The sequence below is a fragment of the Leptospira abararensis genome, assembly GCF_016918735.1.
Taxonomy (GTDB): Bacteria; Spirochaetota; Leptospiria; order Leptospirales; family Leptospiraceae; genus Leptospira_A; species Leptospira_A abararensis.
Genome location: NZ_JAFFPR010000037.1, coordinates 85,933 through 112,574, shown reverse-complemented (window position 1 = coordinate 112,574; position 26,642 = coordinate 85,933). Strand labels below are relative to the sequence as shown.

At 40.1% G+C, this 26,642-nt stretch carries 28 protein-coding genes; 20 read left to right on the top strand and 8 right to left on the bottom strand.

Annotation, left to right across the window (positions count from 1 at the left end; all coding sequences use genetic code 11):
* Positions 1-6 precede the first annotated feature (6 nt).
* The 9 genes from JWG40_RS12045 (at position 7) to JWG40_RS12005 (ending at position 9,480) form a co-directional block, all read left to right on the top strand.
* A complete protein-coding gene (locus tag JWG40_RS12045; RefSeq protein ID WP_205286048.1) occupies positions 7-1,620 on the top strand; it encodes a DEAD/DEAH box helicase in 1,614 nt (537 codons plus the stop codon).
* 80 nt (positions 1,621-1,700) lie between these two features.
* A complete protein-coding gene (locus JWG40_RS12040; protein WP_205286047.1) occupies positions 1,701-2,696 on the top strand; it encodes an N-acetylmuramoyl-L-alanine amidase family protein in 996 nt (331 codons plus the stop codon).
* Entirely contained in the window at positions 2,671-3,504 is an 834-nt protein-coding gene (locus JWG40_RS12035) for an LIC_10740 family protein (RefSeq protein WP_205286046.1), read from the top strand. The genes JWG40_RS12040 and JWG40_RS12035 overlap by 26 nt, the downstream gene beginning before the upstream one ends.
* A 325-nt stretch (positions 3,505-3,829) precedes the next feature.
* The gene (locus tag JWG40_RS12030) at positions 3,830-4,675 is read left to right on the top strand and encodes a flagellin N-terminal helical domain-containing protein (protein WP_135777610.1); all 846 of its coding nucleotides are present in this window, start codon (positions 3,830-3,832) and stop codon (positions 4,673-4,675) included.
* Positions 4,676-4,848: 173 nt separating this feature from the next.
* Positions 4,849-5,697, top strand: a complete 849-nt coding sequence (locus JWG40_RS12025) for a flagellin N-terminal helical domain-containing protein (RefSeq protein ID WP_002974287.1) — start codon at positions 4,849-4,851, stop codon at positions 5,695-5,697.
* 225 nt (positions 5,698-5,922) lie between these two features.
* Positions 5,923-6,765, top strand: a complete 843-nt coding sequence (locus JWG40_RS12020; protein WP_205286045.1) for a hypothetical protein — start codon at positions 5,923-5,925, stop codon at positions 6,763-6,765.
* A gap of 176 nt (positions 6,766-6,941) precedes the next feature.
* Positions 6,942-8,234 (top strand): adenylate/guanylate cyclase domain-containing protein, encoded by a 1,293-nt coding sequence (locus JWG40_RS12015; RefSeq protein ID WP_205286044.1) that lies wholly within the window; start codon positions 6,942-6,944, stop codon positions 8,232-8,234.
* Positions 8,231-9,082 carry an alpha/beta fold hydrolase gene (locus JWG40_RS12010; RefSeq protein ID WP_205286043.1) on the top strand — a complete coding sequence of 284 codons (852 nt, stop codon included), beginning with the start codon at positions 8,231-8,233 and terminating at the stop codon, positions 9,080-9,082. The genes JWG40_RS12015 and JWG40_RS12010 overlap by 4 nt, the downstream gene beginning before the upstream one ends.
* Complete coding sequence (locus JWG40_RS12005) at positions 9,079-9,480, top strand: DoxX family protein (protein ID WP_205286042.1); 402 nt, start codon at positions 9,079-9,081, stop codon at positions 9,478-9,480. Before JWG40_RS12010 ends, JWG40_RS12005 begins: the two co-directional genes overlap by 4 nt.
* A 66-nt stretch (positions 9,481-9,546) precedes the next feature.
* On the opposite strand, the gene JWG40_RS12000 is transcribed toward JWG40_RS12005, so the two are convergent.
* Positions 9,547-11,136, bottom strand: a complete 1,590-nt coding sequence (locus JWG40_RS12000; RefSeq protein WP_205286041.1) for a DedA family protein — start codon at positions 11,134-11,136, stop codon at positions 9,547-9,549.
* 95 nt (positions 11,137-11,231) lie between these two features.
* On the opposite strand from JWG40_RS12000, the gene JWG40_RS11995 reads away from it, so the two are divergent.
* Positions 11,232-11,774, top strand: a complete 543-nt coding sequence (locus JWG40_RS11995) for an NAD(P)H-dependent oxidoreductase (RefSeq protein WP_205286040.1) — start codon at positions 11,232-11,234, stop codon at positions 11,772-11,774.
* On the top strand, positions 11,767-13,620 hold the full coding sequence (locus JWG40_RS11990) for a monovalent cation:proton antiporter-2 (CPA2) family protein (RefSeq protein ID WP_205286039.1): 1,854 nt from the start codon (positions 11,767-11,769) through the stop codon (positions 13,618-13,620). The genes JWG40_RS11995 and JWG40_RS11990 overlap by 8 nt, the downstream gene beginning before the upstream one ends.
* Before the next feature lie 8 nt (positions 13,621-13,628).
* Here the strand turns inward: JWG40_RS11990 and JWG40_RS11985 are convergent, their stop codons facing one another.
* Both JWG40_RS11985 and JWG40_RS11980 read right to left on the bottom strand, forming a co-directional pair.
* A complete protein-coding gene (locus JWG40_RS11985) occupies positions 13,629-13,793 on the bottom strand; it encodes a hypothetical protein (RefSeq protein ID WP_205286038.1) in 165 nt (54 codons plus the stop codon).
* A gap of 40 nt (positions 13,794-13,833) precedes the next feature.
* On the bottom strand, positions 13,834-14,346 hold the full coding sequence (locus tag JWG40_RS11980) for a peptidylprolyl isomerase (protein ID WP_205286037.1): 513 nt from the start codon (positions 14,344-14,346) through the stop codon (positions 13,834-13,836).
* 104 nt (positions 14,347-14,450) lie between these two features.
* Between JWG40_RS11980 and JWG40_RS11975 the strand changes: the two genes are divergently transcribed.
* The 3 genes from JWG40_RS11975 to JWG40_RS11965 are packed head-to-tail and all read left to right on the top strand — an operon-like array spanning position 14,451 to position 16,684.
* Positions 14,451-14,990, top strand: coding sequence for a rhodanese-like domain-containing protein (locus JWG40_RS11975; protein ID WP_205286036.1), 540 nt, complete (start codon positions 14,451-14,453; stop codon positions 14,988-14,990).
* Between the two features lie 48 nt (positions 14,991-15,038).
* On the top strand, positions 15,039-16,307 hold the full coding sequence (locus JWG40_RS11970) for a sensor histidine kinase (protein ID WP_205286035.1): 1,269 nt from the start codon (positions 15,039-15,041) through the stop codon (positions 16,305-16,307).
* Entirely contained in the window at positions 16,304-16,684 is a 381-nt protein-coding gene (locus tag JWG40_RS11965) for a response regulator (RefSeq protein ID WP_205286034.1), read from the top strand. The genes JWG40_RS11970 and JWG40_RS11965 overlap by 4 nt, the downstream gene beginning before the upstream one ends.
* A 14-nt stretch (positions 16,685-16,698) precedes the next feature.
* On the opposite strand, the gene JWG40_RS11960 is transcribed toward JWG40_RS11965, so the two are convergent.
* Positions 16,699-17,925: a lipoprotein LipL46 gene (locus JWG40_RS11960; protein ID WP_205286033.1), complete on the bottom strand. Its 1,227-nt coding sequence runs from the start codon at positions 17,923-17,925 to the stop codon at positions 16,699-16,701.
* A 51-nt stretch (positions 17,926-17,976) separates the two neighbouring features.
* On the opposite strand from JWG40_RS11960, the gene JWG40_RS11955 reads away from it, so the two are divergent.
* From JWG40_RS11955 to ychF, 6 genes are read left to right on the top strand one after another with little or no spacing between them, the layout of a single operon-like run.
* Entirely contained in the window at positions 17,977-19,221 is a 1,245-nt protein-coding gene (locus tag JWG40_RS11955; protein ID WP_205286032.1) for an exo-beta-N-acetylmuramidase NamZ family protein, read from the top strand.
* 7 nt (positions 19,222-19,228) lie between these two features.
* Positions 19,229-19,822 (top strand): LIC_11883 family protein, encoded by a 594-nt coding sequence (locus JWG40_RS11950; protein WP_205286031.1) that lies wholly within the window; start codon positions 19,229-19,231, stop codon positions 19,820-19,822.
* Between the two features lie 4 nt (positions 19,823-19,826).
* Positions 19,827-20,699: a DUF2797 domain-containing protein gene (locus JWG40_RS11945; protein WP_205286030.1), complete on the top strand. Its 873-nt coding sequence runs from the start codon at positions 19,827-19,829 to the stop codon at positions 20,697-20,699.
* Positions 20,683-21,387: an RluA family pseudouridine synthase gene (locus JWG40_RS11940; protein WP_205286029.1), complete on the top strand. Its 705-nt coding sequence runs from the start codon at positions 20,683-20,685 to the stop codon at positions 21,385-21,387. The genes JWG40_RS11945 and JWG40_RS11940 overlap by 17 nt, the downstream gene beginning before the upstream one ends.
* Positions 21,384-21,875, top strand: a complete 492-nt coding sequence (locus JWG40_RS11935) for a hypothetical protein (protein WP_205286028.1) — start codon at positions 21,384-21,386, stop codon at positions 21,873-21,875. The genes JWG40_RS11940 and JWG40_RS11935 overlap by 4 nt, the downstream gene beginning before the upstream one ends.
* A gap of 48 nt (positions 21,876-21,923) precedes the next feature.
* Entirely contained in the window at positions 21,924-23,021 is a 1,098-nt protein-coding gene (gene ychF / locus JWG40_RS11930; RefSeq protein ID WP_205286027.1) for a redox-regulated ATPase YchF, read from the top strand.
* A gap of 136 nt (positions 23,022-23,157) precedes the next feature.
* Here ychF and JWG40_RS11925 read toward each other — a convergent pair whose 3' ends face one another.
* From JWG40_RS11925 to JWG40_RS11910, 4 genes are all read right to left on the bottom strand, one after another.
* Positions 23,158-23,691 (bottom strand): hypothetical protein, encoded by a 534-nt coding sequence (locus JWG40_RS11925; RefSeq protein ID WP_205286026.1) that lies wholly within the window; start codon positions 23,689-23,691, stop codon positions 23,158-23,160.
* A gap of 18 nt (positions 23,692-23,709) precedes the next feature.
* Positions 23,710-24,279, bottom strand: coding sequence for an RNA polymerase sigma factor (locus JWG40_RS11920; RefSeq protein ID WP_205286025.1), 570 nt, complete (start codon positions 24,277-24,279; stop codon positions 23,710-23,712).
* A complete protein-coding gene (locus tag JWG40_RS11915; RefSeq protein ID WP_205286072.1) occupies positions 24,276-25,145 on the bottom strand; it encodes a hypothetical protein in 870 nt (289 codons plus the stop codon). Before JWG40_RS11915 ends, JWG40_RS11920 begins: the two co-directional genes overlap by 4 nt.
* A gap of 155 nt (positions 25,146-25,300) precedes the next feature.
* Positions 25,301-26,638 (bottom strand): CHAT domain-containing protein, encoded by a 1,338-nt coding sequence (locus JWG40_RS11910; protein WP_205286024.1) that lies wholly within the window; start codon positions 26,636-26,638, stop codon positions 25,301-25,303.
* Positions 26,639-26,642: the final 4 nt, after the last annotated feature.

Here is a 26,642-nt window from a genome sequence, read left to right as displayed (position 1 = left end):
TCCATTATGAAATTTAACGAATTACCCTTTCATGAGTCTCTCACTAAAGCCCTAGAAAAAATCGGCTACACAGAGCTCACACCCATCCAAGCCAAGTCCATTCCATTCGCTATAGAAGGTAGTGACCTAACAGGCCTTGCTCAAACTGGAACTGGAAAGACTATGGCTTTCTTACTTCCTACACTCCACAGACTTTTGTCCGCAACCGAAGAAGAAGCATTACCCTATGCCCTTGTCCTTGCACCGACTAGAGAACTGACCATACAAATTGCAGAAGAAGCTCGTAAACTTTTGGAATTCACAGACTTCGGTGTGGCAACCATCATTGGTGGAACCGACTACAAGTCCCAAGAACAGGCTCTCGGCAACAAAGCTTGCATCATTGTCGCAACACCGGGAAGGCTCATTGACTTTGTCAAAAATCACGGCCTCTCCTTAGAGAATGTCAAAGTTGTGATTTTGGATGAAGCGGACAGAATGTTCGATATGGGATTTGTCCAAGATCTCAAATACATCTTCCATAAATGCAAAAACAGAAAACAGTCTTTGTTATTTAGTGCAACTCTTAGTTACGAAGTAGTTAGACTTGCGAGTAAGTATTTGAATGATCCGATCGAAGTTCATATCAATCCAGAAAAAGTCATTACAGAAAGGATCGACCAGTCTTTACTCCATTTGGGAAGAGAAGAAAAACTTCCTTACCTCGTAAACTCTCTGTTAAACTATCCGATTGAAGGCCTTGGAATCATTTTTACTAACTACAAAATGAACATTCCAAAAATTGTTTCGGCCCTTCGCCGGTTTGGAATCACAGCCACCGGCCTTTCTTCCGAGCTTGACCAAAAAAAACGGATCCGGCTTCTCAGAGATTTCAAAGCAGGAAAGTATAAATACCTCATTGCCACAGACGTTGCTTCTCGCGGGATCGACATTGAAAACATTGATGTAGTTTATAATTATGACCTTCCCCAAGATGCAGAAAACTATGTGCACCGGATTGGAAGGACAGCCCGTGCCGGTAGAAAAGGCCAGTCCATAGGATTTTGTTCCGAAACCGATTATACGGAGCTGGAAAGAATCGAGAAATATTTGAATTCCAAAATTCCTACTTCTGAGATTCGCGAAGAGTATTTAGAATTTCCTAAAGGGGATTTCACTCCTGTATTTCCTGAGGAAGCGATTCCTGGAGAAAAGAAATACCAAGACAGAGAGTCCAGAGGAGAGCGCGGTGGTCGTGGGGGAAAACCAACACGGGGCGGCGAACACAGGGGAGACCGAGGGGAAAGGTCTGGCGGTAGTGACAGGGGTCGTGGCAAGGGGAAAGGGGACAAACACCACCCTCCAGCCAAGATGGCTCATCCAGAGCGACCTTCGAATCATTCGGGCAGTGGAGACGACCATAAACATCCGGCAAAAATGACCCACCATGAAATGAAACATGGCCACCATCCGAAAGATGGCAAAGGGAACAAGCCGCATAAGAAGAATCAGTCGGGAAATAGAAATCAAAAGAACAATGATCCAAGACGGAATCTTTTCGATATCAACGAAGTCAAAAAATCAAAACAAAAGAAACAATCGATTTGGCAGCGAATTATTTCTATCTTCAAAAAAGATTAGTTCTCTTTTGTTTTTGTTTTTTTCCTAGTCTCTTAATTGCGGAAGTCGCCAAACTTCCGCTCTACGGGAAAGGGAACTACGTGGCATTTTCGGATTTAAAATCAATTATGCCCGAACTTTCCACCAAACTAAAAAAATACACTAGAGTCGGTTCGGTATTTACCCCCCAAGGGAATCTCCAATTCCGACTCGGTGCGAGTTTTTATACCCTCGATGGTAAAATTTACAAAATCCCCAAAGCCATTTTAAAAAAAGATGAGGATGTTTATCTTCCTCTCGACCTTGTCGAAGCCATTTTACTCAATCTCATTTCTTATGATGTGCGTTATCAGTTTAAAGAGAGTGAACTTTGGGTGCAAATTCCAAAAGACCCTGTCCCCAAACGAAATATCAATGTGAAGGCCATTGTGATCGATGCCGGGCATGGAGGAAAGGATCCGGGCACCTCTGACCCTACCGGTACCTTGGAAAAGGATGTGAGTCTCGGTGTGGCTCGTTATACCTATTTGTATCTACGTAAATACTATCCCGAGATCCGTGTCCAAATGATCCGTAAAAATGATCAGTTTGTGGAATTGGAAGACCGTTCCAAACTGGCCAACCAAGTTTTGAACGATACAAGGGATGTCGTTTTCCTCAGTTTCCATTGTAATGCATCGCTATCCGACAAAGCTGCCGGGTTCGAAGTCTATTACCTTTCCCAGAGTCCGAGTACAGAGGCCGCTCGGGAAACGGCCCTATTGGAGAATCGGTATATCGGAAAACACAAGAACCCAGTTGTCTCTCAAATCCAGTCTCAGATGTTGTCCAGTGTCACCCAAAGGCGGTCTAGGAAATTAGCGAGCGCTGTGGCCGAAGCCTATGAAAAGGGTTTAAGTCCCGAGATTCCCTCTCGAGGTGTGAAAAAGGCAGATTTTTCCGTCTTGCGAGGAAGCCTTATGCCTGCGGTACTTGTGGAAATGGGGTATCTGACAAACCCTGAGGAAAGTAGGAAACTACGGGATAAAACCTACCAAAAGAAAATTGCACGCAGTGTCATCAAAGGAATTCATGAATACGCATCTTCAAAAGATTAAAGAATCTCTTCGTTCCCTTAAAGAAACCGTAAAAATTCTCATCATTCGATTCTATAAAATCGGAACGGGAGAAACCAAACTCACTCGCGACTTTATCTTTTTGTTTGCTTCTTGGTTCTCGCTCTTAATCTTCTTTAGTTTTTTTATTTTAGCCGAACAAAATCCTTTTCGATTGCTTGTTCCCTTCCAACTCTATTCCTATCCATCCCTTGACCATAGAGAACCTGTAGTGATTTATATTTCGAATGGAGAAGGGGAACAAATCCCCATCCACAGAAAGGTTTTGAAACAGGAAGAAACAAGTGCCTTTATTTACCAACTGGTGGGTGAAGTTGGTTCCCCACCTTACTTTGATTCGGTGGAAGCCTTGGCCAAAGATGGAAAGTTGTTTTCCCCAAAAAAACTTTTGGACATTCGTTTTGCTCTCAAACAAACCTGGTTTGTGGAAAAAGGGAATAAACTCGTCATTGATTGGAATGTGGCCATTTTACAAGACGTGATGGAAAAATACAGACTTCCAAGAACCAAATCCGATGAAGCGGATGCAGATACCGAAGAAGAAAACCCAAATACTCCGGTGGACACCATCACTTATTATACAGGCGGAACAGAAACAGGACCTAAAGAACCAGAAGAAGTTTTAAACAAACGTAGGATCCAGGCTATGGAATCCACAATACGCGCGTTAAATGCAAGTTTATTTGAAAACTTCAAAGATCTAAAAAGTATCGAACATCAATTTTCTGGGGAAGCCAATACTGCCTATCACTGGGAAACCCTCTCCGTCCTCGCCAATCGCCCAAACTAGGGTTCACCCGAACAATTTCTCCCATTTTCCAAAATTCGCTTATGGAAAATGGGAATTTGCCGATCTTCGTAACGGGAAAAGTAGAACTTTTTTTAAAAAAAAATAAAGTGCTAAAGTCGCTAAAATCTCTCCAAAAATCGCAATAACTTGCGAAAAACTCCAAAAACACTCCTATTTCTTCGAATTAATTTCTTTTATCCAATCACCGACATACTAAGGGAATAAATAGAGATTTTAGGCACCAATGGGGCCTGAAAGCCAGACACAAAAAAAGCGAGAGAAGGGATTCTCTCGTTTGCCAGATCAAGTTTCAAGGAGGAAACCCATGATCATAAACCACAATTTAGCCGCGATCAACTCACATCGCGTCCTCAAGTTCCAAAACGAGGAAGTCTCCAAAAATATGGAGAAACTATCCTCTGGTATGCGCATCAACCGAGCAGGTGATGATGCATCAGGCCTTGCCGTTTCGGAAAAAATGAGAACGCAGGTGAATGGTCTTAGACAAGCAGAGAGAAATACCGAAGACGGTATGAGCCTGATCCAAACAACGGAAGGGTTTTTGCAAGAATCGAATGATATCATTCAAAGAATTCGAACTCTTGCAATTCAGTCGTCTAACGGTATTTATACTGAAGAAGACAGACAAATGATCCAAGTCGAAGTTTCACAACTTATCGACGAAGTGGATAGAATTGCTTCCCAAGCTGAATTCAATAAAATGAATTTGCTTCAAGGTGATTTTGCACGTGGATCAAGAGCTACCTCCATGTGGTTCCATATTGGACCCAACCAACACCAAAGAGAAAGAGTGTTCATTGCAACAATGACTGCACGTGCACTAAATCTTAAAGGTCAAAGTGGAGAACTCCTGTCTTTGTCAACTGCTGACAAGTCAAACGATGCGATCGGAACTTTGGATGCTGCGTTAACTCGCATTAGCAAACAAAGGGCAAACTTAGGTGCTTACTTTAATCGTCTTGAGCATGCTGCAAAAGGGCTCATGAACGCTTATGAGAATACCCAAGCCTCCGAGTCTAGGATCCGTGATGCGGATATGGCAGAAGAAACTGTGGCTTTCACAAAGAATCAGATTTTAGTTCAATCTGGTACTGCTATGTTAGCTCAGGCGAATGTTCGTCCACAAGGAGTTCTTTCTCTCCTTCGTTAACAACCGTTAACTAAGTGAGTGGTTAGTGTAACTGAAGAGTTGTAATAGATAATCAGCCGGCTTTCCCCTGCCAGGTGGCAATATGAAAGCTCATCCTTGACACCGGACAGGGATTGTCCGGCTAAGAACGAAACATATACCGTTCTTGGTTATACACAAAGGAGTGTAGGCCAATGATTATCAATCACAACATGAGTGCGATTCAATCACATCGTGCTCTCAAGTTTACACAATGGGATGTAGATAAGACCATGAGGAACCTCTCCACTGGGCAAAGGATCAACCTTGCCGGTGATGATGCTTCTGGTCTTGCTGTTTCGGAAAAACTACGAACTCAAATTCGTGGTTTACGTCAGGCCGAAAGGAATACGGAAGATGGACTCAGTTTCATCCAGACTGCAGAGGGTTTCCTCGACCAGTCGGCGGAAATCATCCAACGAATCCGGACCCTAGCGATCCAGACATCGAACGGAATCTACACACCTGAGGACAGGCAGCTCGTGCAGGTAGAAGTATCTGCGCTGGTGGATGAGATCGATCGAATCGCTTCTCAAGCAGAGTTCAATAAAATGAAACTGTTTGAAGGAGACTTCGCTCGAAAGTCAACTAAGGCATCGATGTGGTTTCACATGGGAGCAAACGCCAGGCAAAGAGAGCGTTTCTACATTGGAACTATGACTTCGAAAGCTTTAAAGATGTCAGAAGGGGCAGTGAAAATTGCTCTCTCTACACCTGGAAAAGCAGATGAAGCGATTGCTAAAGCGGACTTCGCCTTGAACAAGATCATGAAGCAGAGAGCAGATATGGGAGCTTATCAAAATAGGCTCGAAAGTACTGCTAAAGGCCTCATGGGTGCATACGAAAATATGCAAGCATCCGAATCAAGGATTAGGGACGCAGATATGGCAGAAGAGATGGTAGCGCTCACGACGAAACAAATTCTCGTGCAAAGCGGTACGGCAATGTTAGCGCAAGCCAGTCTTCGGCCAAATTCTGTATTACGACTTTTGAATAACACTTAAGTTGTAGTAAGGCAAGAGTTGCCTTCAAGACGGTTGCCTCTTCTCGAAGGATACTTCGGGGAGGGGCTTTTTTATTTTAGCCAGTTGAAATTCAAAGAATCCAATAAATTTTAGTTAGCCTGTAGCAGCTACCGGGAATTCGGAAATAATTTATGTATTTTACCTTTGAATTAACACCTAACCTAAAATGTTTGACTGATAAAAACTGAAATGTGATTCTGCCTTATGTTCCAACTGAGTTATTTGGTAATCATTACTTTTTTTTTCGTTGTTAGCTGCGCAAATATTTATTCTCCCTCTGGAATTAAAGGAGATAAGGCCAAAAAAGAAATCAAATACCTGATGGATAGTTTAGGGTTGCTACCATCCTTTGCTTTATTTTCGGGAGCTAGTTACAAATGCCAGGTAAGTTCCTCTGCAATTTCTGGAACCAATGATGCAAATACACCTTCCAATTTTCTATTACCAAACGGGATTACAGAAGATCTTAATGCAAGTGCAGGCGGAACACTTTTTTTCCGTTCAACTAACGCGACTCAAATAAAAAATTATAATCTTAAACTTCTCCGGACAACAAATACAGATCCAACGGCTAGTTGTTCCTTAACTATAAGTACCAATGCTTGTGTAGATACCATTGCAACGGGAACTCCTTTAAACAATGAGGCACAGGTCATAGTTCCATTTGGAGAATGTTTAGCAATTATGTGTACGGGTCGAGCGTACATTCGGATGAAAAATTTGGATATGCTTACGAATGGAGTAACTTCGAGTCCTGAAGCGGTCGCAGTCAATGTTTGGGTCACTGCTCCTGAGATTTTTAGGAAAATTGCAAAAATTGATGAGAATATATACTATACTAATAAATCCTTTAATCAATGCAAAAAAGGAATTGTAGAAGTGGCAGCCTTAGATGCGAATGCTGCCTATGCGAGAGCGAACAACTATTTTGAAGTAACTTATTGTAATCAAGCGCTGACTTTTTTCCCTTCAACAGATGCAAATACGACGGCCATTTTACAAGGCAATGTCTGTCATTTAGAACCTGTAAATGCTCTGGGGTTTTGATCTGCTATTTTTTTTAAGCTGATTTTTGTGAATGAGAACCAGTCAATATTTTTGGATTTTAGTCGAAGATTTTGGTTTTGTTCTAAATCGTCATCAGAATGGGAGTTTCATTCCCAACATCTGGCAGAAAAAGTCTTGAATCTACCTCACCAAGAGGAAGAAACTTACCAATTACAATGAAATGGATATACCTCTTTCTCGGAGATCCGAAAAAACACTCGCTTGAACATAGACTGTTTAATACTGTCTCTCTTGTAAATGGACTCCTCAATTTACTTGGGGTGTTTGGAGTTCTTTATTTAGAAAACTATCTGATTCTTACAGCACTCAATGTGGGCTCAGGCCTTCTTATGCTTGCGATGTATTATTTAAGCCGAGTGAAGAGTATCTATTTTTCCTTGTATTGGCCTTTCAATTTAACCATTCTATTTTACCTTTCCGCTATGTGGTTTTTTAACGGGGGGTCTCTTGGTGGAAATCATTATTACTTGATTCCGGCCCTTGTCATTGCCTTGATCCTCATTCGAAATCATAATGTGTTTATTGTTTATTCTCTTTATATTCTTTTATCTGCTTCCTTATATGTTTTAGAATTTTATCATCGGGATTGGGTAACTACTTATGAAACAGATTTGGATCGGTATTTGGATGCGGGGGGAAATTATCTTTTTGTCCAAATCCTCACAGGAATTCTGATATTTATTTTGAGTAGAAACTTAAACGTAGAGAGAAAAAAATCAGATACATTACTCTTAAACATTTTGCCAGAATCTATAGCTGATGAGTTAAAAAGGGAAGCTCGCGTGATTCCCAAAAGATATGAATCAGCTTCCGTTCTTTTTTGTGATATGGCAGGATTTACGAAAATTGCAGAGAAGATGAATGCAGAAGAACTTGTTGGTGAATTAGATACAATTTTTCGTGAGTTCGATCGTTTGTGTAAAACTTACCGGTTGGAAAAAATCAAAACCATCGGAGATGCTTATATGGCTGTGGGCGGAATCCCTGATGAAAATCATACCAATCCTGTTGATTCTGTGTTATGTGGTCTTGCGTTCCAATCTTATATGGCAGAACAAAAAGAAATTCATTCCCTACGGGGAAGGGAATTTTGGGAGATTCGTCTTGGCATTCATGTGGGGCCACTGGTTGCGGGTGTGGTGGGAACGGATAAATTTGCTTATGATGTTTGGGGAGATACGGTAAACACTGCCAGTCGTCTGGAAAGTTCAGGGGTAACGGGCGAGGTGAATATTTCTTCCCAAGTCTACGCTGAAGTAAAGTCCTACTTCGAGTGTGAGCCGAGGGGCTTTGTTTCTATCAAAAACAAAGCCGATATTGAAATGTACTTAGTCAAAGGTTTTTTACCTGAATATGCTGATATTCTAAATCCCAAACAACCCAATCTTCTTTTTAAACGTCTTTATGAATCAGGTGCTCTTTTTGCAAGTAGTGATGAGATTGAATGAGTCAGAAACTGAGACAATATATTTCTATTTGTCTTTTGACTCTTTTCTTTTTTCCTTTTCTATTTTGTATGAACCAGTCTTTAGAAGGTGGGGAAGAGGTAAAAAGCCATTTCTTGCGAATAAAACAAACCGAAATTCATTTTTTATCTAATGATTGTAAAAACAAAAAGCAACTTTTGGTTTTCATTCATGGATCCCCCGGCTCTTCTTCTGATTTTCTATCCTATCTGAATGACAAAGACTTACAAAATCAGTTTTGTATTTTAGTTCCAGACAGATTGGGTTACGGACGTTCTATGAATCAAGTATCTGTTCCCGATATCTTTACCCAAGGACGCACTCTCCACTCCGCTCTTCTTACTTATTTAAAAAAGGAATCCTATACTTTTATTAACGGATATGTCGTAGGTCATTCCTATGGTGGGCCAGTTTCCCTTGTTTTTGCAATGGAAACAGATCCGTTTTATCCTATTATTTGGAAATGTATTTTACTTTCTAGTCCCATCGATCCTAGTTTGGAGGAGTTGTATTGGTACAACAGGTTGGCAAGTATTGGATTTGTTCAATGGTTCCTTCCGAGTTCCTGGATACATAGTAATGAAGAGATGTTTACCTTAAAATCGGATTTGGAACAACTAACAACGATATTGGGAAATCCTAATTTTGCGGTAATTTCTATCCATGGCGAAAATGACCAACTGGTTTCTCCAAAGAATGTTTATTACTTTACGAAAGGGAAACCAGCTTTAAAACATAGGATACAAATCCTAGAGGGCGAAAACCATTTCATTCCCTGGACTAGCTTTTTAGAAATTAAAAATATCATTCTTTCGGAAGGTTCTAAATGAAATTACCAAATATCGGATCCTTTTTTTTTCATGCGGCTAGGTTTGTTGCGGCCATTATCATAGGGCAAACATTGTTTTTCAAATTTTCAGGATCCGATGAATCTAAATTTATATTTTCAGTTTTGGGTATGGAACCTTGGGGAAGGTATGGACTTGCTGTATTGGAAACCTTCTGTGTTCTGTTTTTGTTAGTTCCACGTTTTGTTTGGTTTGGGGCTCTTCTTGGTTTCAATCTTATGTTAGGTGCAGTTTTATCTCATTTTGTTTTTTTGGGGATTGTTGTTCAAAATGATAGCGGGCTTCTTTTTATTTTGGCTTTGGTTGTATTCTCTCTATCCACCTATCTTTTGTATGTTGAAAGAAAGAAGATCCCTTATCTAAAAGAGTATTTGGATTGAGTTGTGAATAGTTTGGAATGACTAAAAGGTTTTGATTGGCTTTTTCTTAATGATTCAAACCTAATTTTAGTCTTCTTCAGAGAAGTTGGCTTTGTATTCCCTATGGTTTTTTACTAATTGGTAGAGTTTTTTGTAAGGATATAAGGGAATACCGGCCTTATAGTTTAGAGATCCGATCTGAAATAGAATTTTCCATTGGCGAAATAAAATAGAATAACTTTCAAAAATGGAAAACTTTGGATCATATAGGTTTGTGGATTCACTTGTGGCCCCGTTCAGTTCAATGATTTGAAAACCAAGCCCTAATTTAAAATCACTTGGATCAGAAAATCGGATGTCAAACCTCCCAAAGTAAAAACCGGAAATTGAATCGCCAATGGAAATAAGTTTAGTTTCCATCTCTTTTGTTTTCCAATGGTTTCCGTCTTGGAATTTGCAACCTTGGATATGATTTCCTATGGAACCGATAGAAATGGTTTCCCCTTTTTGTAAAATTTTATCTAACTGGTGTTTGTTGTGTTTGTAATGAGCTTCCTTTTGGAAACGAAACCTGGGATGGTTTTTGATCAGTGTTTTTAGGTCACAGACACCATCTCCAGTGACCTCTGGAAAAATTTTATCGGTAATGGAAAATATTTTACCCTTCGTTTCCCTTGGATCACGGTAATAAAACACACCCACTTCATAAGGACCTTCTAAATACTCTTGGAAGAGCCAATCAATGGGATAGGTCTGGAGGAGGGTGGAAGTTTCTTCAAGCGAGTACAGTTTTTTGATCAAAAATCCACGTTCGCCTTTGTCTGGTTTGGCGATGATGGGAAACTTTAAATTTTCTTGGATCATCCAATTCTGAATCCGAGACTGTGGGTCTTTTTCTTCTTTAGAAAGGAATAGGTAACTTGCTTGTGAACCTTTCGGAATGAGATTTAAAATCTCTGATTTGGATTCCCCTGCAATCCCGGATGCTAATATCCCCGGATTTACCGCCGTGAGGAAACGAAAGCCTCGGTAGCGCAGAGCCAAATAGAATAGATAAGGAACCAAGGGAAGGTAAAAGAGGGAAGTCGGCCAAAATTCCAATTGGTTGAGTTTTTTGATTCTGATCCAAAAGTTTTCTCTCTCGGATGGATCTGCGGCAATGCGTATGATTTTGTAGAGGAGATAAAAACTAAAACCAACACAGAAACTGAAAAGAACCGAATGGTCTGGCCTTCCATATAGACTCACTAAATTTCCATAGAGATAAACTATAGAAACAAAGGTGATTGTCCAAACGGTAACGGCAAAGAAACTGATATAGAAAAAAGGAAAGAAGGGAAGGCCAAAAAATCCACTGCTGAAATAAAGGGGAAGCCTGGTTCCAGGGAAAAATCGAGAAAGAAAAATCGACTTTTTATAGTGAAGTTTCCAATTCGTGAGGACTTTCGTGGATTCCCATTTTTTTTGAAGGTTTAGCAGAAAATTCCATTTTACGATTCCTCGCCTAACAAGGCATCCAGATAGATATAAAAGGCAATCCCCCACAAAAATGCCAAGTCCTGTACTGAGAATGGCTAAGGCTAAGGATAGTTTTCCTTCTTTGGCTAGGAGTCCTGCGGCAATACAAGTTAGGTCTTCGGATAGAAAGGTGGAAAAAAAAATAGAAAGTACTGTCACAGAAGAAATCTGAAAGAAATTTATAACCTAGGTCAATGGAAAACTAATTTTTTTTAACGTTTTACCAATCTATGGATTTTGTGAATTTGTCCCGTATGCCCAAAATTTTGATTCTGCTTGTCCACCCTGCACTTGAGAAGTCGAAAGCCAATCAAATGCTTTTGGATTCTATCCCAAATTCGGAAAATATCACCTTACATGATTTATATGAGGAATATCCCAACTTTTCTATTAATGTAAAGGCAGAACAAAAATTATTGACAGATCACCAAATCATTTTATTCCAACACCCTTTGTATTGGTATAGTTGCCCTCCACTTATGAAATTATGGATTGATATGGTGCTTGAGGATGGTTGGGCTTATGGACCTGGGGGCAACCAATTGTTAGGAAAAAAATGGATCCAAGTCATTACGACGGGTGGGTCAAAGGATGCTTATTCAAAAACTGGGTTTCATGGATACGAGACCGAGGACTTTCTTCTTCCTTTTCGTAGAACAGCAGAACTCTGCGGTATGGATTTTCTAAAACCTTTTTTGGTTCAAGGGACTTTTCAGTTGAATGAACTGGACTTACAAAAAGAATCCAATCGTTACTCTAAATTTATCAATCAATTGTTAGGTGGCATTTATGAATGAACTTAGTTTTTTTATCCAAGCTCTGATTTATCTCACAAGTGCCATCATTATTGTTCCCATCGCAAACAGGCTCGGGCTTGGGTCGGTCCTTGGGTATTTGATTGCCGGAATTGTGATTGGTCCTTTTGTTTTTGGGTTTGTGGGAACAGAAGGGAAAGATATGTTACACTTTGCCGAATTTGGTGTGGTGATGATGCTTTTTGCCATTGGTTTAGAATTGGAATTGGACCTTCTCTGGCGGCTCAAATTTTGGTTACTTGGCCTTGGTGGATTACAAATCGTCCTCACCACAGCGATTACTGCTGCCTTTTCTTTTGGTTTCTGTTTCCAATGGAAGCCGGCTCTTGCACTTGGTTTGATTCTTTCTTTATCTTCTACAGCCATTGTTTTACAAACTTTAAAAGAAAAGGGCCTCATGAAATCTGTTTCAGGCCAAGCTGCTTTTTCTGTACTTTTATTTCAAGATATGGCTGTGATTCCTATCCTTGCCATCTTTCCTATGTTAAGCGATTCGGATGTGTCAACTTCTTCTCATGGGCATTCTCTTATTGAACATTTACCTGGTTATGTGAAAACCTTGGTTGTTCTTTCTGTTGTGATTGGAATCATTCTTGTGGGTAAGTATTTACTCAGTCCTTTTTTTCGGTTGCTTGCCAAATCAGGGAATCGGGAAATTTTTACCGGTGCCAGTTTGTTACTTGTCATTGCCATCTCAGTTCTTATGGGAGCTGTGGGAGTGTCCGCTGCCCTTGGGACTTTTCTTGGCGGTGTGGTACTTGCTAGTAGTGAGTTTCGTCATGAGTTAGAAAGTAATATTGAACCCTTCAAAGGTTTACTTTTAGGATTATTTTTTTTAAGTGTCGGTGCCTCAATGGATCTTCCCGTTGTGATGCAAAGCCCTTCCCAAATTTTAGGAATTGTGTTTGGGATTATTTTTACGAAAGCCCTAGTTCTTTTTTTACTAGGCCTTGTGTTTCGGCTTCCTTTAGATCAAAATCTTTATTTTTCCTTAGCACTTTCTCAAGTAGGTGAATTTTCTTTTGTTTTGTTTGGATACTCGGAAGGTTTGGGACTTTTCCAAGAAGAGACTGTCGTTATTCTCGTGGCCTGTGTGGCTGTCAGTATGGCACTCACTCCCATTTTACTTTTGTTATATGAAAAAACCATTTTTGGATTTTTGGAATCCAAAATCCCCAAAAAACAAACGGAACAAAACATCCATAAGCAAGAAAACCCTGTCATCATTTGTGGGTTCGGTCGGTTCGGAAACATGCTTGGTCGATTCCTTAGATCGAACGCCATTGGAATTACCATTTTAGATTTTGATGCAGACAGGGTGGAGATGCTTGGTCGGTTCGGGTTTAAAGTTTATTTTGGCGATGCCACTCGTTTGGAGTTATTAGAAGCTGCGGGCCTCGAACATGCCAAGGTCCTTGTGGCTGCTTTGGACAATCCAGAAAAACAGGCAGAACTCATTCGGAACGTGAGCCAACACTATCCCAATATTAAGATCGTGGCAAGGGCTGGGGACAGAGAAGGGGCCTATGATCTAAAGGAAATGGGGGTTCAGTACATCTATCGGGAAACGAGAGAAACGGCTGTCCTTATGGGAAGGGATGTATTGAGACTCCTGGGAACAAGGTCCTACACGGCAGAAAAGGCAAAGAACCTATTTCTCAAACACGATGATGAGACCTTCCATGAACTTTTTGAACTTAGGCAAGACCGGGTGCAGTACATGAGTTTAGCCAAACAAAGAAATGCGGAATTGGAACGATTGATGTTAGTGGACTTAGGTCAAGAAGAAGAATTAGGAAGAGATCCCTGGAGTGAGATGGAAAGGTAAGTTGGGAATTAAGAGAAAAGAGAAAGTAGAAACTCTATTCCCGAATGGTCTTCTTTTTTCTTTCGAGAATAGAGTTTTTTAGAGGGTTTTACTTTTGTTGGTTTCATAGAAAAAATCATTCTAGAAGCCAGTTTGATTTGGGAGACTTGTTTTTCTTTTCCTTTTGTCTTCATAATCTTTAGACTTTCGAAAACAAAAGGAGAGAATCAATCTTTATTTTTTAGAATCAAGGATTTGGTTCCACTCATCCAAAAATGGTTTTGCCACTGCGAGCACTGAACTTGTATCTCCTTCGATGGTAATCGATTCCAAAACATCCCCTTGTCGGATCGCATTGACCACTTCTTGGTCGGAATCATCCACAACAGAACCAAATACAGAATGTTTTCCATCAAGCCAAGGAGTCGGGACATGGGTGATAAAAAATTGACTTCCATTAGTTCCTGGACCTGCATTGGCCATAGAAAGAATTCCTGGTTTGTTGTGTTTTAAACTAGAATCAAACTCATCTCGGAATTTATAACCTGGTCCACCAGTTCCTGTTCCTAGGGGGCATCCACCTTGGACCATAAAGTCTGCGATGACTCGGTGGAATTTAAGTCCATTGTAAAAATTCCTTTGTGCTAGGTTTACGAAGTTTGCTACAGTGTTTGGTGTTTTGTCTGGAAACAAATCGATGCGAATTTCGCCTTTGTTTGTTGTGATAATTGCTCTAAGTACGCTCATTCCTGTATCACAATTCCTTTAATTCCCCTGGCAAGCCTAAAAAAGGTTTGAGTTCCAGGCCCTTCCTTATACACTCTAAGTCTGATTTCGAAGGAGATTTTATCATGAAACAGTTTCTAATGGTTTTATTCGTAATTGTTACTATCCCCGTAGTTTCGGAATCTTCCAAAAAGAAAAGGGTTAAATCAAAACCTGTTCCGATTGAGAACAAACTGATTGATTACGGTGAATTCAAACGGATTGTCAACCGGTCCGAAGGCGAAAGAGAAACGCACCGACTAACAGAAGATCAATTTTTAAAACTGATGTCCGAAGATGGAGTTGTTTTACTTGATGCTCGGAGCGAAAATCGGTTCCACCTGATGCATATAATGGGAGCAAAGAATCTCCCTTTTACTGAATTCACCAAAGAATCGTTAGCTGAAATTATTCCAGAAAAAAAATCCAAAATTCTAATTTATTGTAATAATAATTTTGAAGGAAACCAGGAAGCCTTTGCGGCAAAAAGTCCTGCGGCTTCCCTGAATCTTTCCACCTATAACTCTCTCAAAGCTTATGGGTATGAATCCATTTATGAACTCGGACCACTCCTCGATGTGAAAAAAACGGTTTTGCCCCTTGTCACAGATTCCCCGGCACCTTGAATTCGATTGACCATGGATCTTTTGCGAGTCTTTTGGAAATAAATTCACATGATCCAAGGCCAACTTCTTTCGGACATTATTGAAGCCGTTTCCAATACGTTTGGAAACGAGTTTTTAGACAGGCTTACACTTAAATTAGCATCTACTATCCAAGCAGATTATACCTTCATCGCTATCTTTGATAAGGAAAAATATGAATCAAAGACGATCTCGCTTGTGGCCAACGGAGTGATCGCTGAAAACATGGCTTATTCCTTAAAGGATACACCTTGTGCGCAGGTGTTTGATAATTCTGTTTGTTATTATCCCACTGAAGTTCAGAAATCTTTCCCACTCGACCAACTTCTGATTGAAATGAATATTGAAGGATACATTGGTTCTCCTTTACTCAATTCCAAAAAAGAAGTCATAGGTTTGATTGTGGGTCTTTTTGAAACCGAAATTCATAACAAAGACCAAATCCTCACCTTATTCCAAATTTTTTCAGGAAGGATTGCTGCCGAATTGGAAAGGTCAGAATATGAAAGTCGTTTGGAACAAAACAATCATGAATTGGAATCTCTTGTAGAAGAAAGAACGAGGGAACTCAAACAAACATTAGATGAGCTAAAGGAAAGACAAAATCAACTCATTGAATCAGAAAAAATGGCAAGCCTTGGTTTACTTTCTGCGGGCATTGCTCACGAAATCAACAATCCTTTGAATTTTATTCTCGGTGGGTATTTCGGCGTCCGAGGGGTTTTAGAAGGTTCCCCTCTAGAATCGGAAAAAACTAAAATGTATTTAGAGGCAATCAAGGAAGGAGTGGAGCGCACTTCTAAAATTGTGAAGGGATTAAATCAATTTACTCGTATGGGTGATTCTGTAGAGGAACGATTTGACTTACATGATATTTTAGAAAACTGTCTTGTGATGCTTGGTCATTCGCTAAGGGAAAGGATTTCGGTAGAGAAAGATCTCCACTTGCATCCTTTGGTGGTAAAAGGAAATTCAGGAAAGATCCACCAGGTATTTTTAAATATACTCACCAATGCAATCCAGGCCATGGAAGGAACCTCCGGAATTTTGGGACTCAAGTCCTCTCGCGATTCTCAGTTTGCCATTGTTGCCATCGCAGACACAGGAGTGGGAATCCGTAAGGAACACCAAAACCAAATTCGAAATCCATTTTTTACAACCAAAGAACCTGGAAAAGGCGTGGGACTTGGTTTACCCATCGCTTATAAAATCATCCAGGATCATGAAGGTACAATTGAAATGGAATCGGAATGGGGAAAGGGAACTACCTTTCGGATCAAACTCCCCTTACAAGTATGAATCAAACCACAACCAAACAAAAGTTACTCTACGTGGATGACGAAATCCTGAATTTGTATTTGTTTCGGGAATACTTTCGTAATGAGTATGAAGTGATTGTGGCCCAATCGGGACAAGAGGCCATGGAAGAACTATCGGAAAATCAAGATGTACAATTTGTCATCAGTGATATGCGGATGCCTAAGATGAATGGATTGGAATTTATTACCAAAGCCCAGGAGATTCGTCCCAATATTACTTATTGTATACTGACAGGTTATGATTTAACTCCCGATATAGAGAAGGCGATTGGGGAAAAAAAAGTGGCTCGTTATTTTGCCAAACCCTTTGATCCCACAGAGATTCGTTTATTTCTCTCTGCAGGAAATGGGAATTAAGTTTTACTTTAGTTTTATTTACTTCTAAACTCGACTTCGACAACTCCTCTTTTGGAGCTATTGATGCTAAGTGTTTTGCTACTTAAAAAACGAAAACTCGAATCTTTTTTATACATCAACTCTTCGGCAAACATAGATTCTTTTCCGGGATAGGTAAGTTCCCATTCCGATCCATTCATTTCTGTTTTGCGATCATTGATTTGTTTTACAGAAGTGTATTCCATCAAATCGTTTTTGAAGTTAATGGCATCTTCCAGTCCGAGTCCTTTAAACTTTAAGATGACGGTATTTTGCTCCGTGAGTTTGAACCACTCGTCTTTGATTTGTTTTCCCACTTTGTTTGAAACCAGGTTTGACCAATCTTTGACAGCTTGTTCTCTCGAAACTTCTTGGGTGATGTCTGCCCCTCGTCCTTCCAAACTTCCTGATCCAAAAATTTTACCATCTCCCCAAAGTTGGATGATGCGGTAAGGCCCTGTAGCGGCCGAACTTAAAAAATCGGTTTTTTTACCGCCAGGCAATACCACTGGCTTTTGGTCTGTGGTGGTTACCTTGGCGATAATCAAAACTTCCGCTCCAGAATCTTGCGCCAGAGTGAGAAGAGGGCTTCCTTCTTCCACGGAAGTGAGATCAAGTTTTGCAAGACTAGGATTCTTTTTTAAGAGGGCTGTGAGTTGGGAACTATCCACAACTTTATTTCCTTTGGTGCGGAGTTTTTCAATGAGTTCTGCTTCTGCAATGTTCGTTGCCGATCCAATAGGATAAGACTTTCCATTCACTACGGTTTGGACAAGTACAGCAATCCTAGGGTTCCCTACGTCATCCAGAAGGGCATCCACGGCAGTGGAAAGTTTGGTTGCTTCCACTTCGCAGCGAACATTCAAACGGATCATATCTTGGGTATCCAATTTCCATTGTTCTTCACTGATGATGTCGTATTTTTTTACGAAACTGTCGGTTTTGCCGTAGAGTTTAGAGCCGAGCGATTGGCCATCTGAGACTCCCGATTTTTCCGTAATTTGTTCTCCTACCAGTTTGCGGATGGCATTGAGTTTTGCGTCCTTCAAAGCCTTGTTCCTTGCAAGAGCCAAGTCTCCTTGGTAGATAGGTGCCTCTCCCATCGCTGTCACCACGTTGTCTGGCAGCGTAGGTTGTTTCTGGGCTGAATTGGATCCGGCACATGCCAAAATAGTAAGGATGAGAACTCCGGTTAAGGGAGCCAATCGAAGTCGGTTGAACATGAAGGACATTTCTCCTTGAAGATTTGCTATATTATAGAAACATATACTTACATGACCAATTACTTTTTTAGGTTTTCTCTCTGCTTTCTAGTCCTTGCTTGCCATGGAAACACAGTTCCGCAATTTCGTGTCCACCCGAATGATTCCAAGTTGCGGGTATCTTCGGACATTTTTTATGAAAAAGTCCTCCCGACCATGGCGGGAAAAAAATTGATGCTTGCGACCAATCCTTCGGGAATTGGAACCAATCCCAAAAAAATCATCACTTCCTTAGAAAAACATAAGATCACCCTCGAACATTTGATTGGTCTCGAACACGGGTTTTTAGGATTGGAAGAAGAATTCAGCCAAACGCCAGTTACTATGGACGCTACTTTCCATAGGCCATTGTATCATATCTACCGAATCAAAGATTCTGAATTAAGGGAACTTGTGAAGGAAGTCGATTATGTGGTCTTTGATGTCCAAGATGTGGGGATGCGTTGTTATACTTACCTGAGTGTTCTAAAGCGCCTGATGGATGCCATGAAACATACCAAAACAAAACTCATTGTTCTCGATCATATCCATGTAGCCATGCACCTTCCTCCTATGGGCGAAAAAATGAATCCTCGTAATTTGAATTTTGCGGGAGAGTTTCCTTCTTTACTCATCACGGGGATGACGATTGGTGAGGCCACAAAGTTTTATAATCAAGAATATTTAAAAAATAGTGTGGATGTCATGGTGATTCCGGTAGAAGGATACCGCCGGGGAATGTATTTTGAAGACACTGGAATTCCTTGGACCACTCCCTCACCAAACTTACCAATGGTGGACTCTGCAAGAAATTACCTTTCCTTAGTTTTACTTGAGGGGGTGAATGTCTCTGTGGGGCGGGGAACCCAAGCTCCCTTTGTCTACTTTGGGGCTCCTTGGATGACAAACCCAGAGGACCTTGCGGTTAAACTTGCAAGTATTGGATCGAAATCCTATTATTTTTCTCCTGTTTATTTTAAACCCACCTTTGGTCCTCATAAAGGTAAAATCTGTTCGGGCCTACGAATGAATTTGGTTCGGCCGGACTATGATCCCATCCAACTGGCTTATGATTTGATACGGCTTATGAAAGAAACCTATCCCAATGATTTTAAGTGGAGTAAGGGTGCCTCAAACCATTGGGTAGACCAACTTTGGGGGAATGACCATTTCCGAACTTCTATCAATGAGGGAATCAGTTTTTCGGACTTCCATAAAACATATTTATCAGAAGAAGAAAACGAAGGCAAAAAAATTGAGCCTTATTTGTTGTATTGAGGTTAGGATGAAACGGATTCTATTTATATTTTCTATTTTTCTTTGTACACTTACGGTGTTTGCTTCGGAGAAGGAATTAAAAACCGTTCCCAAAAGCAAAACGGCCAAGGCTTTGAAATCGGTCGCTTTTGCTACCATTCGTTCCACACTTCTCGTTTCTTATCAAGGGGCAGAAGAAAAGGAATCGGTTTACACTCCTTGTTCTGAAAATTTTCCGAATATGCCGGGAGACTTTCCTTGCAACTACTTGGACTATGAAGGAACCACTCTGGAAGTGGCTCCGAATTCTGCTGTAAACGAAGGGGAAGCAACGGAGGGTTCTGATCCAGAAGATGTTTATCCCGGTGGAAAGGTCACAATCAAACTCATCAAACAGAAATCCCCCAACTTAAACGGAAAGGTAGTTTTTCTTGGAGAAGGGGAAGACCAATTGAAACTTTTTTATGGACCGAAAGGACAGATTTCTCATTACCTATTTCGCCAAACTCTTGTTATTTTTAAGTGGGATTCGTCCCGTGTTATTCCAAGCCTTGTTGGTTTAGTATTTGTGAACATCAATAAAGACTATTTTCCTGAAGAAGTAAAAGAGTATTCCTTCTAAATTTATGCCTACCATTCAAGGTTATGTTAGAAAAATGTCGCACAAAGGTTTAAAACCTGTTTCCTATTTTTGGGAGACCGCGACCTATTCTGAAGTAGACAAAAAAGATCTAACGGCCAAAGACTCCACTTCCGAAAGTCCAGTGGAGTCTTGGATTGGAAAAAAAATTACCCTCAGTACCAATGATGAAATTCGTTGTCTGCATTGCGGGAAAAAAACAAAGAAGTCATTTAGCCAAGGTTATTGTTTTACTTGTTTTACAAACTTAGCTGAAAACGATCTGTGTATCCTTCGCCCCGAAACCTGCCACCACCACAAAGGAACTTGCCGGGAACCAGACTGGGGCCTAAAGAATTGTTTTAAAAAACATACTGTTTACTTCGCCAACTCCAGTGGACTCAAAGTGGGAATTACAAAAGAAAATCCTGTATCCAATCGTTGGGTAGACCAAGGGGCAAGATTTGGAATTCCGATTTTAGAAGTGGAATCGCGTAGAGATGCAGGAATTTTAGAGCATTATTTAAGTCAGTTTTTACCGGATAAAACTTCTTGGCAAAAGATGGTGGCAGGTGAGCCGCCTGACATGGATTTGGTGCGAGAAGCTGGTAAGTTTTTAAATCATTTGGAAAAAAATGAATTTCTTTCTCCCCCGGATAGCAAATCAAAACTTGTTTGGAAGAGGTTGGATCTAGGTGAGGTAATGGAAATCCAATACCCCATCGACTCCTATCCTGGGAAAATCAAATCTCTCAAACTGACTAAAGAAACTCCCATCACCGATACCCTTGTGGGAATCAAAGGACAATATCTTTTGTTTCAGTCGGGAGTGATCAATATTCGTAGTCTCAGTGGTCTTTGGATTGAAGTCTCCGCGTAGAGAAATTCGTCTGAAAGGTGGGTTTACCACAAACATTCTGTATGAATGTGATGATTTTTTAATTGCAGAAAAACCAGCCGGTCTTCCTGTCCATGAAACCAAAGACCCAAACAGAAAAGATTTCACAAGACTTCTTGCAGGTTATCTCAATCTCCCTGATTTACGGACCGCCAACCGGTTGGATTTGGGAACGAGCGGAATTGTTCTACTTGGAAAAACTCCTGATAAAAATAAAGAAATCGATTTCTTACTAAAGGATGCGGACAAAGAATATATTTTTTTATGTTCCGGTGTTCCCGATTGGAAAGAGAAACGTTTCGAATGTTTTTTAAAAGATGGTAACAAAGAAGTAGAAATGGTTAGGAGTGGAGGAAAAAAAGCCATCACAGAATTTTCCATCCTCTCTCATCACCCGAGTGAAAATTGTTCTTTTGGACTAGCAAAAATATTGACCGGCAGAAGGCACCAAATTCGCGTTATGCTTCGAGAACTCGGGCATTCTGTTCTTGGAGATCCCGTGTATTCGCATTCTGAAACCGAAACCAAAGAAAATAGAATGTATCTTCATTCCTTTCGATTGTGCTTTACCGACTTTCAAGGGCAAAAACAGTGGGTGGAGACGGAAATCCCGAAGGAATTTTTTGACCGTGTGGGGAAACCACTCTCCGTCCCAAACCAATCAGCATGAAAAACGAAGTTTTCCAGAGTTTTATCAAAGAACAAAAATTATACAAAATCATGTCTCGTATTGCCAAATACGTTTCGATAATTTTTCTTATCGTTTATTTGTATTTGTTGTTTAGCTCGAGTTATACGGCAAGCCCTCTGATCGTTGTGATCAACTATTTGGCCATCCTTACCAGTTTTTCAGGAATCATCACCTTCAAATACTTCGAAATTCCCTCTCTCCTTTTGGCTGTTTTTACTGAAGGAAAGTCGGCGAAGTTTTTTCAATTGGGTTTGGGGGAAAGGCAACTCATTTGGAGAAAGGCGGGCCGTGAGGATGTGCTACCTCCAGATCCAACACCTGAGTTTATTGGTATGAGTCTTCATTTAGATGATCGTTATCCTTGGAAACGAATTGGGAAAATTTACTCTGTTGGATATTTGGTTGTGATTCTTACATCCATTTTCTATTTAACCTCCGTATATCTCGAGACCGGATTTCAAAACTAAGAAAGCAATTTTCCTTGTCTTACGGTCTCTGGATAAAAATCTATCCGTATGGCTTTGAATTGTGGTATTGTAGGTCTCCCGAACGTCGGTAAGTCGACTATTTTTAATGCACTCACTAAGGCAGGAGCACAAGCTGCCAATTATCCGTTTTGTACAATAGAACCCAACACTGGTGTGGTGGAAGTTCCAGATGAAAGGCTAAACCGTTTAGCTGAAGTTTACAAACCAAAACGAACCGTTCCCACAATGATTGAGTTTGTAGACATTGCAGGCCTTGTGAAAGGGGCAAGCCAGGGCGAAGGTCTTGGAAACCAGTTTTTATCTCATATTCGAGAAGTGGATGCCATTTGTCATGTGGTCCGTGCCTTCCAAGATGAAAACATAACACATGTTCACGGTAAGGTAGATCCTATTGAAGACATCACTGTCATCAATTATGAACTCATCCTTGCTGATTTAGACAGTTTAGAAAAACAACAACAACGCGTAGCAAAAACTGCCAAAACCGGAAACAAAGAAGCTACCGAAATTTTAGCTGTTATGGACAAAATCCTAGACGCCCTAAAAAAAGGAAATCGCGCATCTACTGTGGAACTTGGCGAAGAAGAACAAAAAATTGCCAAAAAATTCAATCTGATTACTATTAAACCAGTGTTATATGTTGCTAATATTTTAGACACCGATGTAAAAACGGCAGAAAACCCACTCGTAAAAACCATCATCGACTTTGCTTCCAAAGAGGGAGCACCTGTAGTTGTGTTATGTGGTAGGTTTGAAGAGGAAATCTCGGGACTCGAAAAAGAAGACCAAATCGCTTTTTTAGAAGAAATCGGTGAAAAAGAATCTGGGCTTTCTCGAATGATCCGTGCTTCTTATAAACTCCTGGGACTTCTTACTTTCTTTACAGCGGGTGTGGAAGAGGTGAGAGCTTGGACCACCCACCAAGGAAGCACAGGGCCAGTAGCAGCAAGTGTCATCCATTCCGATTTTGAAAAGGGATACATTCGAGCTGAGGTCATGCGTTATGAAGACATCGACCGGACAGGGGATGCGACCAAAGTCAAAGACGAAGGAAAACTCCGAGTGGAAGGGAAAGAATACATTGTCCAAGATGGGGATGTTATTTACTTCCGAGTGAACGCATAAAAAAAATCCCGACTTTCGCCGGGATTTTGAAGTGTGAACTAGTTTGGAAAAGAAAGTAGGTTCCTTAAAATAGGAACGTTTCTTAGTTAATTAATGGCTTCACACTCTCCGTTTATTGCATCGCGTTTGAAAAAAATTACGATTGTAACATAAAATGATACCGGCCAATCTCCTTGCCGGATTCAAAAATAGCAAGTTCAGGACTCGAATCCAGGGTAATGGGGGAGTCGAACATAGACCTAGAACCTAGTTTGGGTAGGGTTTCTACCGGTGCTCCGTCTAAAAAAAGTTTGGCCGAGAGGAGGTCCGAATGGGAAGCCTCAACAGAAAGGAAAACTTGATTTTTTTCGGCATTGGGTTGGAAAACAAAATCCAAATCTCTACCTCCAATCTGTCTGTGGACACGAAAGGCCCCTCCTGTATTTCCTGCCCCACGAAAGGCAAGTTCTGGTGATACCAGGCTTATATTCGCTAGATCGCTTGTGAGAAGCTTTAACTGGTCTTTTACAAACTGCAAGTAAATCTGAATGGTGGGGCTTACTCCTGGGAGGACGGTTTGTAAGATCCGGTCGACCGTGGGTGAGTCCGCATCTTCCCCTTGGGACATCAGGTATAGAGCTTCTTTTAATTTGAGTCGGTTCATAAATTCATTCGGATCTTTTGGTTCCATAGTATTTATTTCCCCCCGCTAAGGCTTTATTTCCTTTGTAAGGATTTTTTTTATCTTTTCTTTCGCTCGGTTGGCCCTTGCGAGTACTGTTCCTAGGGGAACATCGAGAATTTCCGCGATTTCTTTGAATTTGTATCCTTTGAGCCTTAGAATGAGGATTTCTTTATGTGCTTCATCCAATCCTTCGATGAGGTCATAAAACTCTCGTTTTTCTTCCCATGCAAAAAAGACATCTTCTTGGTTCTGTCTATCATCTAAAATATCGATACTCAAATCCAAAGAAATTCCCTCGCGATACTCATACCGACGAATGGATCTTGTCTGAGACATACTTATATTTTTAGAAATTTCGCTTAAATAGACAATAAACGCAGGAAGGCTATCTCCTTTAAATTTCCGCAGCAGGTGGTAGTCGTTTTCTGTTAGTTTTAGATATACTTGTTGGGAGGTGTCAGTGACTTCTTCCCTTGGAACATAGTGAGCACAAGTTCCGATGATGAGTCTATGGAATTTCCGAATCAACTCTTGCCAGGCGGCACTTTTTCCCAAAAGGCAATTGTCGATTAACTTGCGAATCTCATCACTCATAGTTCTTTTATGGATTGGACGGAATTTTTGCACGATGTCAGTACATTTTCTAATCTTTTTTCAAAATGATGAGAACGAAAAAGAGTTTGTCTGATATACCGAATTCTCGATTGGTTTGATTGCGAAAAAGAAATTTGGTCTTTTGTAGTGAATCGACCATAGTCACTAAAAAAACCAAAAAAACCTAATATTCGAATTCCTTTATTTGTATTTGGAATTTCTTCCAAACAACTTTGAATTTCTTTTAAAGTTGTTAGTTTGTCTGAATCAAATTCGGGATCTAAGATCCAATCATTGATTAAGGTGAGATAGAATTTTTTTGATTCAGAATTCTCTTCGCTTAAATTAGATGCCGACCATGGATTTTGTTTGGAATAATAAAATAACTGATACGTACTTTTGTTATGTTGTTTCATATCCTGCAAAAGTCGTAACACTAAAGTTTTCCTTCTGGTTTCAGGCATTTCCGAATATAAAATACGATTGATTGCGAGTGTATATTCTCTTTCTTTTCCTAAAAATAAAACCTCATGAGATTTGTATAAATTGGAAAATACATAAATAGTTTTTTCCCATTCCTTCCGCAGTTCAGCAACAAGGGGAATGAGTTCTTCGCTTAGAATTTCAGATTCTAAAATTTCAAATTTTGGTAACACAATTAAATCAAAGATCTTTTTCTTTGTTTGTTTTTCTAATTGGATTAAGGCATCCTTCGATGTATCGGAACATTGCCTGACCGTAAGCATAGAATCATAAAAAGAAATATATCGCAAAATTTGGGAAAGATCCTTTATCTCTGAATGGGCACAGGTTTTCCAATAGTATAAAAAATCCTCTTCTTCTGCTTCCGTTTCTGCCCGAATCATATCTCGAGTTTGGATTCCGTAGGCTTGGCTAATTAGATTTTGTTTGGAATAATAAGAAATCCATACTTCATCAAAAGATTTTGATTTGGGAAACCATTGGGCAATGAGAGGAAGGGAAAGAAAAAAGAGGAGGAGTCGAATGGTTTTGTGTTTTTTCAAAATCCACTCCTGGTCTTGAATTCATAAAACATCTTTTCTTCGGAACTTTCCTTAGAAAGGATGGAATTTAACAATTCTCGTTTTTGGGAATCGTCTAATAACTCATGTTTGGTTTTTAAAAAACTGACTGCCATTTTGCGAAATTCTGAATTTTTTAAGCGAGAAATTTGATCCAAAAGAGGGTCCTGCACCAAATTGGATTTTCCTCTTTTTTCCGTAACTATCTTCTGTTCCGAGCTAGGGAAAATCTCTTCCTTGTTAGGTTCTTTTTTTTCGCCTGAAAAAACAATACAAAAAAGTAAAAATAACAAAACAAAGGTTATGCCAAGTATTTGCTTGAATTTTGGAGCGGGCTTTTGTGTTGAAAAATGGACTAAATTAATTGCGGTTATAATTTCAATGGAAGATCCCTTGTATAAGGATTTTCTAATTTTGGCTAATGTGTTGTGTGAATTTTTTGTTTTTAAAAATAACTCCCAAAATTTGATTCCAATACTTTTGGCCATTTTTGTCTCTACCGGAAACAAAAAACCAATGACTTCTTTGGCACCTGCTTTTAAAAAACTTGTAGTAAGTCCCGAATGTTCAATGGAATCGAAGGAGGAATGGCAACTATTGAAAAAAACAAGGTGTAAGTTGGAAAGAGAATGTTCTGAAATTTCCTTTGAATATAAGAAGTCGTTTGCTCCCAGAGGGATTCCATTTTTTTCTGTATGTCCCGCATAGTGTAGGTACTTAACTGAACTCATTTCCTCGGTTAATCTGACTCTTGTTAGGAGATTTTCTTTGAGTATGCGGAGGTGCATTTTTTTTTCAAAGATGGGAAATAAAATGGAACATTCTTCTTTTACTGTAGCAACTAAGTTTGGTTTTACTGGGTTACATACAAGTAAGATGGAATCTACTTTCTTTGTAGTTTCTTTTTGGATCGTATCGATTCGAATTCCCCTTCGGTATTCCTTATCTTGGAATAAAAAACCTCGATGAGTTCTTAAAATTTCCCAAGGAATGGGAGAAAATTCTGGGTCGATAAGGAGTTGGATGGAACCTTGAAATCCAGACTTCCTCCAAAAGGGTAGAGTTTTTCCGAATACAATTTGTTCTAAATTATCCGATTTTTTCCCCAGTTTTTCTAGGAATTCTTCTTTGCCTGGGTTTTGAGAGAGAACTCTTTCTACAAAAAGCGCCCAATCCTTTTGGAATTCACTGAGCAATCTACCCGAGAATTTGGTGGTCCTCTCCACAGTTCCCAACTGGTCCTGTTTTTCTTCCCAAATACACTCCCCATCTGTGAGTTCGTCTCGGGAGTATTTGGCGATAATTCTCAGTTTCATTCTA